Origin of the sequence: Clostridium autoethanogenum DSM 10061, assembly GCF_001484725.1 — a bacterium.
GTDB classification, from domain to species: Bacteria; Bacillota; Clostridia; order Clostridiales; family Clostridiaceae; genus Clostridium_B; species Clostridium_B ljungdahlii.
In genome coordinates, this window is the sequence record NZ_CP012395.1 from 873,381 (window position 1) to 888,252 (window position 14,872).

General features: G+C 34.8%; 9 protein-coding genes and 2 rRNA genes. 1 reads left to right on the plus strand and 10 read right to left on the minus strand.

Annotated features, from left to right (window positions below; genetic code table 11):
• Positions 1-210 precede the first annotated feature (210 nt).
• The 8 genes from CLAU_RS19895 to CLAU_RS03855 all read right to left on the minus strand — a co-directional run bounded on the left by CLAU_RS19895 (position 211) and on the right by CLAU_RS03855 (position 10,235).
• A protein-coding gene (locus CLAU_RS19895) for an IS3 family transposase (RefSeq protein ID WP_242832315.1) occupies positions 211-1,631 on the minus strand; the annotation gives its coding sequence in 2 pieces (ribosomal slippage) (positions 211-1,145 and positions 1,145-1,631; 1,422 coding nt in all).
• A gap of 79 nt (positions 1,632-1,710) precedes the next feature.
• Positions 1,711-3,036, minus strand: a complete 1,326-nt coding sequence (locus CLAU_RS03825) for a gluconate:H+ symporter (RefSeq protein WP_013239460.1) — start codon at positions 3,034-3,036, stop codon at positions 1,711-1,713.
• Between the two features lie 418 nt (positions 3,037-3,454).
• On the minus strand, positions 3,455-4,801 hold the full coding sequence (locus CLAU_RS03830; RefSeq protein ID WP_013239461.1) for an enolase C-terminal domain-like protein: 1,347 nt from the start codon (positions 4,799-4,801) through the stop codon (positions 3,455-3,457).
• A gap of 230 nt (positions 4,802-5,031) precedes the next feature.
• Positions 5,032-5,481, minus strand: coding sequence for a dehydroquinate synthase/iron-containing alcohol dehydrogenase family protein (locus tag CLAU_RS03835; protein WP_013239462.1), 450 nt, complete (start codon positions 5,479-5,481; stop codon positions 5,032-5,034).
• 180 nt (positions 5,482-5,661) lie between these two features.
• Complete coding sequence (locus tag CLAU_RS03840; protein WP_013239463.1) at positions 5,662-7,110, minus strand: DASS family sodium-coupled anion symporter; 1,449 nt, start codon at positions 7,108-7,110, stop codon at positions 5,662-5,664.
• A gap of 59 nt (positions 7,111-7,169) precedes the next feature.
• Positions 7,170-8,042, minus strand: a complete 873-nt coding sequence (gene speE / locus CLAU_RS03845) for a polyamine aminopropyltransferase (RefSeq protein ID WP_023161984.1) — start codon at positions 8,040-8,042, stop codon at positions 7,170-7,172.
• 107 nt (positions 8,043-8,149) lie between these two features.
• Positions 8,150-9,049 carry an aldo/keto reductase gene (locus CLAU_RS03850; RefSeq protein ID WP_013239465.1) on the minus strand — a complete coding sequence of 300 codons (900 nt, stop codon included), beginning with the start codon at positions 9,047-9,049 and terminating at the stop codon, positions 8,150-8,152.
• A 34-nt stretch (positions 9,050-9,083) separates the two neighbouring features.
• Positions 9,084-10,235, minus strand: coding sequence for a sugar diacid recognition domain-containing protein (locus tag CLAU_RS03855; RefSeq protein WP_013239466.1), 1,152 nt, complete (start codon positions 10,233-10,235; stop codon positions 9,084-9,086).
• 247 nt (positions 10,236-10,482) lie between these two features.
• Between CLAU_RS03855 and CLAU_RS03860 the strand changes: the two genes are divergently transcribed.
• On the plus strand, positions 10,483-11,379 hold the full coding sequence (locus tag CLAU_RS03860) for a dihydrodipicolinate synthase family protein (protein ID WP_013239467.1): 897 nt from the start codon (positions 10,483-10,485) through the stop codon (positions 11,377-11,379).
• 127 nt (positions 11,380-11,506) lie between these two features.
• Here CLAU_RS03860 and rrf read toward each other — a convergent pair.
• Positions 11,507-11,623 (minus strand): 5S ribosomal RNA (gene rrf, locus CLAU_RS03865).
• 109 nt (positions 11,624-11,732) lie between these two features.
• Positions 11,733-14,622, minus strand: a 23S ribosomal RNA gene (locus CLAU_RS03870).
• Between the last annotated feature and the right edge of the window lie 250 nt (positions 14,623-14,872).

Sequence of the window (14,872 nt, forward strand, 5' to 3'; positions counted from 1 at the left end):
TCAACATCCTTCTTCTAAAATAGGGTGTTCTTTCTTTTAGTTAATTTTATTATTGTATAACATTCACATTAAAATATATAATGGATGCTTTTTGGATTAAAAAAGTTATAAATTTCTACTAAATAAAAAGACATCTAGTAAACTTTACAATGAGGTGACCCCTAAAAGTTAGACTTTATTAGCGGGACAGTTTCGGCTGCCTCGCTAATTTCATACAGCCAAGAGGCTGAGTCTGTATTCAACAGGACTCATCCATCCTAGTTTCTCTTTGATTCTATGTTCATTATAGTACTTTATATATTTCTCTATCGCCTCTTTTAGTTTATCATAGCTGTAATAGACTAATCCATAATACATTTCCTGCTTCATAATTCCAAAAAAATTTTCCATAACCGAATTATCATAACAGTTTCCTTTTCTGGACATGCTTTGAAAGATTCCAGTCTCTTTGAGAGCGTGTGTATAAGATTTCATCTGATAAGCCCAGCCTTGATCTGAGTGAAATGTTCTTCTGTATGGACAATCAGAGGTTATTTCAATTGCCTGGTTTAATGCGCCCATGATATTTGCAGCTGAGGGATGCTCAGATATACCATAACTTAGTATTTCTCTATTGCACATATCCATAAATGGATCCAGGTAAAGTTTCTTGATTATCATACGTCCTTTTGCATCTATTTCATAATATTTGAATTCTGTTGTATCCGTCGTGATTTTCTGATGAGGTATTTTTGTGTTAAATCGTCTGTGAATTCTATTAGGTGAAACCCTTCCAACCTTACCCTTATAAGAACTGTATTTACGGCTCTTTCTCCTGAATGATGTCACCTGCAGGTCATATTTCTGCATAATTCGCTGGACTTTCTTTTTGTTCACAAGATATTTCTGCTTTCTTAGTTCACCATAGACTCGTCTATATCCCCAATCTTTGTTTTCAGAACGGATTTTGAGAATCTTATTCTCAAGTTCTTTGTCAGGATTTTCTCTATCAAATCTTTTCTGCCAATACATATATGTGGCCTTAGGAAAGCCAACAACTGCGAGAATGTCTTTTAATTTGAACTCTCCTCGGAGGCTGTGGACGATTCTCGCTGTTTTTTCAGAAGAGCTTCCTCCTCTAAACGCAGTCTCCTCAGTTCTTTTAAATAGGCATTTTCTATTCTAAGTTTGAGCAGTTCATCTTCAAGCTGTTTAACACGTTCTGCACTGGTATCAACCGGAGCCGCCTCACTTAATGTTATATCTTTCTTTTTATTAGATGAGTCCAATGATTTCTTTCGTCCCTTCTTCTTTGGCCTCAATGCATCAGGACCAGCTATACGAAAGTCATTTACCCACTTTGCAATCATAGCATTATTATTAATGCCTTCACAAAGTGATAACTCCTGATACGAGACTTCACTTGATAGATATAACTCTACCACATGAAGCTTGTATTTAAAAGTATAGCTATTATTTTTTCTTGAACGCATTAACCCCTTATCACCAAATTTCTCATAATAGTGAACCCAATTTAAAACCTGTCGTCTATTCTTAACACCATACTTTTGCGCAAGATAAGAATAACCACCTTCACCACGCTGATAAGCTTCAATTACTTTCTTTTTAAATTCAAAACTATATTTTGCCAATAAAAAACCAACCTCCAATCGTTAGATTTTAGGTCTAACTTTTGGGGGTCGGTTCAGAATCAGATACCTTTTAAATTGACTAATGTACAAAAATATTTAATATTAAAACACCAATTAAACCAATAACAGAAAGAATACACGTATAACTTGTCCTAGTTTTTATTGCATCTGCCACTGATAGTCCAAAGTACTCTTTATACATCCAAAATCCAGGATCGTTTACATGAGATGCAAATATACTTCCTGTAGTAACTGCAAGTACCATTAAACTAGTATTAACTCCTGATGAAGCTGCCAGCGGCATTACTAATCCTGCTGCAGCTGTTACCGCTACAGTAGCTGATCCAAGTGCTGTTCTCAAAATTGCTGCAATAAACCATGCCAATACTATTGGTGAAAAATTTAATCCTTTCGTTATAGAAACAATTGTATTTCCTACTCCAGAATCAACTAATACCTGTTTAAAAGCTCCTCCTGCACCAATTATAAGAATAATCATTGCAATGGCTTTTACAGATTCACTCATACTTTTCGTTATATCGTCTAAACTTCTATTGCATCCAAATCCAAAAGTAAACATTGCAATAATTACTGTAATCATCAATGCTATAGGTGCATCTCCAAAGAACTTAATGTATTTTAAAAGTGAAGATCCTTTAGGAAGAAACATTCCACTAAATTCGGAAATAGCTATTAAAATTACAGGTACAATTGCTGTAAATAAGCTTTTTCCAAAACTAGGCATTTCCTCATCCGTAAACAACTTACTTGTAGTTAAACCTTCTGGTATATGCGTCTTAGCATTTTTTACAATACTTGTTTTTGAAAATAAAATTCCTGCTATTATAGCCCCTGGAATTGCAAGAATTAGTCCTAAAAGAAGTGTTCCTCCTACACTAGCTTTAAACGCAGAAGCTACAAGGGTTGGACCAGGATGAGGTGGTAAAAAACTGTGTGTTACTGATAATGCAACAACAGCTGGAAATCCAACATAGATTAAAGGTAACTTTGTTTCCTTAACTATACTATAAATAATTGGTATTAATAAAATGAATGCTGCTTCAAAAAACATTGTGATTCCTACAATAATTGATGTTACCAGCATAGCCCATTGAACTCTTTTCATTCCAAACTTATTAATCAAGGTAGTGGCAATACGCTGTCCAGCTCCACAATCTGACATAAGTTTACCAAGCATTGCTCCAAATGCAAGTATAAGTATTAAACTATTCAGCTGGCCTCCAATACCCTTATACATAGATTTAGTAACATTTCCTAACGGCATTCCTTCAAGAACACCAACTACCAACGAAACCAATATCAAAGAAATAAATCCATTAAGTTTACAAGGTATCATCAATACCAAAAGTAGTATTACTCCAATACCAACTATAACTAATGACATGTAAAACTCCTCCTTAATCATGTTTTATCAAATTATTTTATTGCAAACATTTACTTTACTTTTAATACAACCTTGGACTAATCATATGATATACTGAAATACTTAAAATTGAGTACTATAGAACTCTTATAAATACTTTGTAGTTTTATTATCATATTTTTCTATATTACCTTCAATATTCACCTGCACAAATTTTAATCGTTATCATAGTCATTTTTTCATCTATATGCATAAATATTTTTTTAGAAAATTTTAATTTTTCTCTGAATATCCCATTAAAAAAACATATACTATATTGCATTAATTCTTTTATTTTTACTATATAAAAGATTAAGAAAAAGAGCTGTATTAGTATAAAATATCCTTAACAAAGGCTTCATTTTATACTAATACAACTCTTTCTCTATATATTTATAATTTACCTTACCATACATGGTTTTTTACTATCAAATTTCCAATTCTTTATTAAATACTGCATGGATATAGAATCATCTCTATCCCCACAACTCATCTTAGTGTATAATTCATTAGCTTTCATAACCTTGTCCATGTCAACCTCCAAACCAAGCCCCGGCTTTTTAGGAAGTTCTATCAACCCATTAGATATTTTATATGGAGTCTTAGTTAAGTATTGTCCATCCTGCCAAATCCAATGAGTATCCATTGATGTAATTTCTCCTGGGGCTGCGGCAGCAACTTGAGTGAACACTGCTAATGATATATCAAAGTGATTATTTGAATGTGACCCCCAAGTATATCCCCATTCATTACATATTTGCGCCGCACGTACTGCACCATTCATTGTCCAAAAATGAGGGTCTGCTAAAATTATGTCAAGTGAATTTAATGAAAGGCAATGACCAAACTGACGCCAATCTGTTGCTATCATATTTGTTGCTACTCTTAGTCCTGTAGCTCTCTTAAACTCAGTCATAATCTCTCTTCCTGAAAAACCTTTTTCTGGTCCACAAGGATCTTCAGCATAGGATAAAGCTGTACCAGCATCCTTGCAAAGCCTTATAGCTTCTTCTAAAGACCATGCCCCATTAGGATCTATATTGACATTAGCATCTGGAAATTCTTTAGCTAAAGCTTTTATAGTTTCTATCTCCTTTTCTCCTTCAAATACCCCTCCTTTTAATTTAAAATCTTTTACCCCATAACGTTCTCTTACTGCATGAGCCTCTTCGATAATATCTTCTACAGTTACCATTCTCTTTCTTCTTATTTTAAACCATTGGTCCTTGCTATTGCTTTCATCAATATATGATAAATTCGTTTTATTTTTATCTTCTACGTAAAATAAATAACCCAGCATCCTCACAGCATCTCTTTGCTTGCCATCTCCAAGTAAAGATGCTACTGGAAGATCCATATATTGTCCTAATAAATCCAGTAATGCAGATTCAACAGCAGTTTCAGCATGAACTACAAAACACAAGTTTTTTAAATCAAGTTCTTGAATACCTTCTCCATTATTTTGATCTGCACCCCAAGTCTTATTTTTTAATTCATATATTATACCCTTATAATCACCTATATATTTGCCTATAACAAATGGCTTATAATTTTCCAAAGCCTTCCTAATATGCTCTCCTCCATGTATTTCACCAAGCCCTGTATTACCTGAATTATCTTTTATAATAACTATATTTCTTGTAAAAAATGGTGCATGAGCTCCACTTAATGTTAATGACATACTATCATATCCTGCTACTGGAATAACCTTCATATCTGTTACAATAGGTGTACCTTTACTAATCATATTAAGTCTCCTCCAAATTCTGTATTTCTATAAAATATAACTCATTTACATTATCATATTTTTTTATTTTTCCTTCAATGTTCATCTGAATAAATTTCAATCGTTATCATAACTACTTTTTTATATATATGCATAAATGTTTTCCTGCTATTATCACAAGTGCAGATAATAAGGTATTTCATTTGGATAAATGCTGATTATACGAGTACCTCCTGTTAATGACTCTAAACTTACCACATAGATTGCATACTGTTCCAAATTAGCCTTTTATCCTCTTCACCACATTTTATTTTACTGGAAATATATTCACCAATAATACTTAAATTTTTCTCTGTAGCACCTAATTGTATATCTCTTAATATAGTCGGCAAATTAATAGATCGTAAAAGACTTTTATATTGCTCAATATCAGCATTCGGACATCTATTAATTTTCATCTGAAGAGATAACCCTAAAGAAACTAATTCTCCATGAAAAACCTTAGCTTGTTGTTCTTTAAAAAATTTAGTTATGCAATTATAAAAATAATGTGCAATTGCCAACTGATTTCCGCTATTAGCTAGGGATGATGCCATACCAGTTAGTTTTCCAAATTGTTTGACTTCTCTTCCAACAGCTTCAAGTCCACCAGAAGTTTGAATGTATTTACTGATAAGTCCAATACTATTCTCCTTACACATTCTAATACCTCCTCTACTCTCTTCCAATATAATCATCATATTTTTTTAAAGTAATATCAATATTCAATTGCATAAATAGTTATAGCTATCACTTCTTGTTTTTATGTAATTGCATAGTGCCTTATTTAAAAATATATGATTTCTCATAGCAGAGGTTTAGAACTTAAAAAACTTTATATCTTAATATATTCCAATCAATTTCCACCACAACATTCCAATTCCAATGATAATTAAAAGATGTGCTATTGAAACACAAAAACCTACAAACCACCATTTCTTTTGCTTAACATATCCTTCTGAAAAATAAACTCCTCCTTGTGCTAATCCATAATGAGTAAGTCCAGAACTTAAAGCTGATATGTTAACTAATAAAAACATAGATACTATTGTTGGAGCTCCAGCACTTAGTAATATAGTTAAAAAGGCTGAAAATAGGGCAGTAAAGTGTACTGTATTGCTTGCAAACAAGTAATGCAAATAATACATTATAATACATACTATAATTAGTGTAAGCATCCATGATTTTGTATATATGTGGTCTCTTACTATACTACTTATCCATTTAATCACTCCCAATTTGTTTAATTGACCTGCCATCATCATAAATGCTCCTAGCCATATGAGTAAATTCCATATTTCTTTTTTGCCAGTAAATTCTTCCCAAGACACAATTCCTGTAGAAATCAGTATTATGAGCCCTAAGACTCCTACAGTTGTAACATCTAAATTTATCTTATTACCAATGATCCAAAGGAAAACTACTATTGCAAATACAAAAATCATTAGTTTCTCTGATTTACTTATAGGTCCTAATTCTTCTAATTTTTTATCCATCAATTCTTTAACATTGTCCATCTTTTTTATTTCTGGAGGACATAAAAAATAAATGATTATAGGTATAACTATAAAAGCTACCAATGATGGGAGTAATGCCATTAAAAACCACATGCCAAAAGTTATATTTTCTTTTACTCCCAAATCTCTAGCCATAGTAATTGCTAGTAAATTTACAACCGAAGATGTCATAAATAGAGAAGATGAAATAAGATTACTATGTAGTGCCGTAAGCATTAAAAATTCTCCCGCTTTTTTCTCAGTTCCATCTCCAACTTTTGATCCATAAGCTCTTGACAAAGATTTTGCAATAGGAAATACTATTCCACAAGACCTAGAAGCAGAACTTGGAATTAACATAGACAATATAATTTCACATATAACCAAAGAATATCCTGCACCTATGGTTCTCTTACCTATCTTCTTAATAAGATTATAGGCAATCCTTTTGCCAAGTCCTGTTTTAGTTATCCCTATGGAAAGGCAATCAGCACATACAATCAGCCAAATAACTCCTTCTGCATAGGACGAAAATGCTGTTTTTACTGTAATAATGTGTGTGCAAGTTAAAATAAATATGCCTATAAAGGATGCTAGTCCAAGTGATACAGCACCTAAAGCACAGGCAACTATAATAGCAATAAACACTGCCAAGAGGTACCATCCATTTCTAGGTACCATATTGGGTTTAGGTATAAAACAAATTATTACTCCAATTAAAATTGATATTAGTAAAGGTTTTAATTTAACTGAAGAATTAAATTTAATTGCCTTGAAATTTAAACTATTTACCATATAATCCTCCCCAAATAAATTTAGCTAACATAACAATGTTAGCTAAATTTATTATTTCTTTATTTTAAATCACTTATGAAATTTGGAAGGTCAAAACAGGACTTTACAATTTGTTTTGTTAAATAACGGGTATTTAAAGGCAATCTATCTACATCTATATTGCAAGGATCATAGACATCTGATGCCATTGTAAAGCTCCACAATCCTCCAGGATAAGTAGGAACAAAAGCTACATATGTTTTTACAATTTTAAAATTATCCTTTAATATTTTTCTCGTACTTTCAATTATATCACGATGCAGCATTGGAGATTCACTTTGACATACCATTACTCCGTCAGAATTTAATGTTTTTTTCACATTTTTATAAAATTCTTCTCCAAATAAATCTTTGGCAGGTCCCTCTGGATCTGGTGAATCAACTACTATTACATCATATTTAATATCTGTGTTTTTTACATATTGAACTCCATCTTCAAATTTGAAATTCACCCTTTTATCAAAATTTGCTCCTCCACTTATCTTTGGAAGAAACTTTATACATTCTCTTGTTACTATTTCATCCAACTCAACCATATCAATTGTTTTAAGTTCTTCATACTTTGAAAGTTCACGCACTGCCCCACAATCTCCTCCACCAATTACCAAAACCTTTTCTGGTTTTTTATGTGTAAGTACTGGAATATGAGTTATCATCTCATTATATATAAACCCATCTGCAGAAGTGGACTGCATTATTCCATCTAGTGCAAGACATGGTCCAAATGCCGCAGTGTCAATCAAAGCTATCTCTTGATAGGGGGATTTCAAATAAGAAAGTACCTTGTTAACTTTATAAGTGATCTTTAAATTTTTTTTCTCAACCTCAAACTCCTCAAACCACAGTTCGCCATCAACTTCTTTGAAATACTTTGGTAATTGATTTATTTTCATAATACTCCCTCCGTTATGATAAATATTTATATATCTAATAAAGTTTTACTCGATTAATTATAACTAAAACGAAGATGTATTTCAAAGATTAACCCAAATAAAAATTTTTAAAGTACATCCAAAGTTACTTTCCTAGTAGGCTTTGGAAATATCCTGTCAAGTTCAATTAAATCTTCTTTAGATAAAACAATTGATCCAGATCTTGCATTTTCTATTACGTGTTCCTCACAGGAAGCTTTAGGAATTGCAATCACATCCTTTGTCCTTATGCTCCAGGCCAAAAGTATCTGTAATGGCTTTGCATTATATTTTTTCGCCATATTTATTAAAATAGGATCATCTAATAACTGTCTTCTCAGTTTACCGCCTTTGGCAATTGGACAATACGCCATAATTGGCATGTTGTGCTTTCTCTGCCATGGCAGTAAATCAAATTCAATTCCTCTTGATCCCAGGTGATATAATACCTGATTAACCATACAATTTTCTCCATCTTTACAACTTAAAAATTCTTTCATATCTTCTGTATCTAGATTTGATACTCCCCATCTCAATATCTTTCCCTGCTTTTTCAATTTTTCCATGCCTTTTATCGTTTCTTCAAAAGGCACACTTCCTCTCCAATGCAAAAGATATAAATCTAAATGATCTGTATTCAATCTTCTTAAACTATTTTCACAAGCAGTAACTATATTTGAAAGTCCTGCATTGTGTGGATATACTTTAGATACAATAAATAGCTTGTCTCTAATGCCCTTTATTGCCTTACCTACTAAAACTTCAGAACCACCATCTCCATACATTTCTGCCGTATCTATAAGTGTCATTCCAAGCTTTATTCCCATTCTAAGAGTTTCTATCTCACTTTTTTTCGTTTGTGAATTTTCACCTAGATACCATGTGCCTTGTCCTAATGCTGGTACTAAAGCTCCATCTGGCAATTTTACCAGTCTTTTTTGATTTATGTTTCTAATTTGTTCTATCTCTTCATCACTTATTAAACTCAAAATATCAATCCCTTTCTTTGCATAATTATAACCACTAATTTTTATTAGTTTCAAAATTAATAATAGAGCAGTACAGCCAAAATAAATCAATATAATTTTTAGGATTCATATTAGTAATCTTATATATTTTGTTAAGACGATAATTAAGGGTATTTCTATGTATAAATAATTTATTTGATACTTTATTTAACTCTCCATTTTCTTCTATGAAAACTTTTAGTGTTTCTCTTAATTCACCATTCTTATCATTTAGTTCAATTAGTCCATAAGAATCCTTTAATTCATTGATCTTCCATTGTGCATTATCCTGAAACAATAACATTTCGTACTTCATTACATCAAAAATGTACACGTTATTATCAGGATGGCTTTTTTCTCCAAACAAAAGTGTTTCTCTGGCTATTTCATAGGATTTATGTATATCACTTAATTTAGTATATACCTTTCCAACAGATATTTTTACATCAGTATTAGTTTGATTTTGTATTTTCTCATAAATCCCATCTATTCTATCCTTACAAGTTATAGCCTTATATTTTATATTTGGACACTTATATAATAAAACAATAGTCTTTGAGTCAATAACTGCTACTAATGATTCTTTAAGAGTACCCTCTAAAATTGACACTATATTTTTTAATATATCCAAATCTTTTCTATTTGAAATCTGCTTAAAATTAACCTGTATAATAAAAATAGTCATAGGATAATTAGAAGCTATTTTAAATTTTTTAGTATACTTTTCAAGCAAACGAAATGATCCCTGATCATTTTTAATAAGTGAAAGTATCATATCCTCTTTAACCCTGTTACTCCATTCAAGTTCCTTCATAACATAAGCTTGTTCTATTATCATTTCTGCAGTCATTTTGATAAGCTTACCATATCCTATAACCTCATCTCTTTTTCCAGTAATACCTATTACTCCTACAATTTCATGTTCAAATTCAATAACTATATTTGTACCCTGTTCTACTCCATTTAACTTTCTACATTGATTTTCATCAATACTGAATTCAGATTTTCTTCCAATTGCAAGAACTGCACCCTCATGAACGCTTCCAATTCTATCTTTATTACCAGATGCTATTATAATACCCTGTTTATTCATTATATTAATATTTTTATTCACCGCTTTCATAGTTCTATCCACTATTTCTTCAGCCAATTTGGTGCTAATGTCCATTAATCTTCCCCCTGACTATATAATAAGAGTAAATCTTATTCTGCTACAATGTGCACATAAATAAAAAGCTTTAACTGATAACGATTAATATTTGTGCAATTGAACATTGCTATATACTCCGATAAATACGATAATGATTCTGTAAGGTTATTCATTTAGAATTAATGTTATTATAATTATAATATAAAAAGGTTAATATTTCTAATTTCATAGGAATATTATACTAAAACTTGGGAGGAATTGTATTATGTTAAAAGGTGTTTTTACACCAATGATAACTATTTTTGATGAAAATGGTCAATTTGACAATAAATCAAATAAAGCTATGATTGAAAAATTAATTTCTGATGGAATATATGGAATATGTATATTAGGAACTACAGGTGAATTTTTTAATTTAACTTTTGAAGAAAAAAAACAGTATATAAAATTTGCATTAGAAGTTATAAATGGAAGAGTTAAATTAATAGTTGGCACAGGTAGTACCAATTTAAAAGAAGTTATTGAACTGGGTAAATTTGCAGAAGAAAATAATGCAGATGCAATATTGGTTTTACCTCCATTTTACTTTAAGTTAGATGACAATCATGTTTTTGAATATTTCTCCATTATAGCAGAGAATACAAATTTACCTATGATATTATACAATATTCCTCAAAATACAAAGGTAAATTTATCTCCAGATTTAGTCTTAAAATTAGCTAACAAATATGAAAATATAGCAAATGGCGGCGTAAAAGATACTACTCCAGCCCTAGCTAATGTAAGAAATTTTGTAGAAAAGGTTAAAAGTGTCCATAAAAACTTTGCTGTTTTCTCTGGAATCGATGAATACCTCATACCAAACCTTATAATAGGTGGAAATGGTATTGTAGGAACTCAAACTAATACTCAAGCAAAATTAATGGTCGAGACTTATAAAACCTTTATGAATAAAGATTTTGATAAATTATTATTACTTCAAAAAAGAATAAATAAGATTATGGCTGTACGTGAAATGCCTGGCAGCAACAATATATTGTCTACAAAAACTGCGGCAAGTATAGCACTTAATATGGATTTCAACACTTCTATAAGATACTATGATATAAAGCTTCCTAAAGAAACTAAAGATAGGATCGAAAGAATTGTTAAACAAAAATAATATATTTGTGATTAAAAAAGAAATGAAAGTAGCTTAATCTACTTTCATTTCTTTTTTAATTTTTACTTTTAAGCATATACTTAAATACCCACTGCATAGAATGTTCTATACAATGGGTATCTTACTTACCTGGCAGCGACCTATTCTCCCACAGAGCCTCCCCTGCAGTACCATCGGCACCCTGAAGCTTAACCTTCCTGTTCGGTATGGAAAGGGGTGTTACCTTCACGTCATTACCACCAGATTATCATCGAAAATTTCTATTTCTATCAATTTTCTTTTATATTAATTTTTAAAGAGAACTTTCTGTCCTCTCAAAATTGCACAGTAAACTTTTTTTCTTTCGTTTTTATTTGGTCAAGCCCTCGACCTATTAGTATCAGTCAGCTTAACAGGTTGCCCTGCTTACACCTCTGACCTATCTCCTCGTGTTCTTCGAGGGGTCTTACTAGCTTACGCTATGGGAAATCTTATCTTGAGGTGGGCTTCACACTTAGATGCTTTCAGCGTTTATCCCTTCCCAACTTGGCTACCCAGCTATGCTCCTGGCGGAACAACTGGTTCACCAGCGGTCGGTCCATCCCGGTCCTCTCGTACTAAGGACAGCTCCTCTCAAATTTCCTGCGCCCGCGACGGATAGGGACCGAACTGTCTCACGACGTTCTGAACCCAGCTCGCGTGCCGCTTTAATGGGCGAACAGCCCAACCCTTGGGACCTACTTCAGCCCCAGGATGCGACGAGCCGACATCGAGGTGCCAAACCTCCCCGTCGATGTGAACTCTTGGGGGAGATCAGCCTGTTATCCCCGAGGTAGCTTTTATCCGTTGAGCGATGGCCCTCCCACGAGGTACCACCGGATCACTAAGCCCGACTTTCGTCCCTGCTCCACCTGTTTGTGTCGCAGTCAAGCTCCCTTCTGCCTTTGCACTCTTCGAAGAATTTCTAACCCTTCTGAGGGAACCTTTGTACGCCTCCGTTACTTTTTAGGAGGCGACCGCCCCAGTCAAACTGCCCGCCTAACATTGTCCCGTCTCCAGTTTCATGGAGCCCGGTTAGAATTCCAGTACTATCAGGGTGGTATCCCAACATCGACTCGGTAATGGCTGGCGCCACTACTTCCTAGTCTCCCACCTATCCTGTACAGACAATACCGAAATTCAGTGCTAAACTGCAGTAAAGCTCTACGGGGTCTTTCCGTCCAATCGCGGGTAGCAAGCATCTTCACTTGCACTTCAATTTCGCCGGATTTGTTGTCGAGACAGTGCTCAAATCATTACGCCATTCGTGCGGGTCGGAACTTACCCGACAAGGAATTTCGCTACCTTAGGACCGTTATAGTTACGGCCGCCGTTTACTGGGGCTTAAGTTCTGACCTTCGCTTGCGCTAAGTCTTCCCCTTAACCTTCCAGCACCGGGCAGGCGTCAGCTCCTATACTTCAGCTTTCGCTTTAGCAGAAACCTGTGTTTTTGATAAACAGTTGCTTGAGCCTTTTCTCTGCGGCCACTTGCGTGGCTCCCCTTCTCCCTAAGTTACGGGGTTAATTTGCCTAGTTCCTTAACAACAATTCTTCCGATGGTCTTAGGATTCTCTCCTCACCTACCTGTGTCGGTTTGCGGTACGGGCACATAAAAACTCCATAGAGACTTTTCTCGGCAGCGTGAAATCAGGTACTTCCCCTTGCGGGTTCCCCATAACACCTCATCATTGATATACCGGATTTTCCTGGTATACCTGACTCGATGCTTAGACATACATCCATTTGTATGCACACCTTATCCTCCTGCGTCATCCCTTTTGTCAAACGCTTTTATGCGGTATCGGAATTTCAACCGATTGTCCATCACCTACGCCTTTCGGCCTCGGCTTAGGTCCCGACTTACCCTGGGCGGACGAACCTTCCCCAGGAAACCTTAGGTTTTCGACCAATAAGATTCTCACTTATTTCTCGCTACTTATGCCAGCATTCTCTCTCCTGTACAATCCACCGTTCCTTCCGGTACGACTTCTACTCATACAGGATGCTCCTCTACCACTCTTTCGAGTCCACAGCTTCGGTGGTAAGTTTTAGCCCCGGACATTTTCGGCGCATGATCTCTTGACTAGTGAGCTATTACGCACTCTTTAAATGAGTGGCTGCTTCTGAGCCAACATCCTAGTTGTCTTAGAAATCACACATCCTTTCCCACTTAACTTACACTTTGGGACCTTAGCTGGTGGTCTGGGCTGTTTCCCTTTTGACCACGGATCTTATCATTCGCAGTCTGACTGCCGGAATTCAAGTATATGGCATTCGGAGTTTGATAAGGTTCAGTAACTGTTGTCAGCCCCTACCCCATTCAGTGCTCTACCTCCATTACTCATTTCCGACGCTAGCCCTAAAGCTATTTCGAGGAGAACCAGCTATCTCCGAGTTCGATTGGAATTTCTCCGCTATCCACAGCTCATCCCATGGTTTTTCAACACCAACGTGGTTCGGTCCTCCACGGAATTTTACTTCCGCTTCAACCTGGCCATGGATAGGTCACTCGGTTTCGGGTCTACAACATACAACTTTTCGCCCTTTTCAGACTCGGTTTCCCTCCGGCTCCGTACCTTAAGTACTTAACCTTGCTGCATATCGTAACTCGCTGGCTCGTTCTACAAAAAGCACGCCGTCGTACTTTACGTACTTCGACTGTTTGTGGACACACGGTTTCAGGTTCTATTTCACTCCCCTCCCGGGGTTCTTTTCACCTTTCCCTCACGGTACTCCTTCTCTATCGGTCACCAGGTAGTATTTAGCCTTGGGAGGTGGTCCTCCCTGTTTCCCACAAGGTTTCTCGTGTCTCGTGGTACTCTGGATTAGATCTGACTGCTCTTTGTTTTCATTTACAGGGCTTTTACCTTCTACGGCGGAGCCTTCCAGCTCTCTTCAATTAACACTTCACAGTTTTTATGATCTATCCGCAACCCCAGGAACAAGTTCCTGGTTTGGGCTCTTTCCCTTTCGCTCGCCGCTACTTAGGAAATCGATGTTTCTTTCTCTTCCTCCGGGTACTTAGATGTTTCAGTTCCCCGGGTTTGCCTCTACAAACCTATGTATTCAGTTTGCAGTACCTAGCGTTGTCTAGGTGGGTTTCCCCATTCGGATATCTCTGGTTCTCTGGCTATTTGCGCCTACCCAGAGCTTTTCGCAGCTTATCGCGTCCTTCTTAGGCTCCTGGTGCCAAGGCATCCTCCATGCGCCCTTTGTAGCTTGACCTTTATTTATATCATTCTAAATGTTTAAAATGATACTAAAGTTTATTCTACAAAGGTTATATTATAACCTTAGCTTTACTTTATTTCTTGTTTACTGTGCAATTTTCAAAGGACAATTTTTCAATTTACATTCCTAACTGCTTGTAAACTGAAAGAAGAATCTATCTGATCCTTCAAAATTAAACAGAGTAGACTTTCTAACTTACTTAAACCATCAATTTATAAGATAGATTATACTCTATCTTTCGACT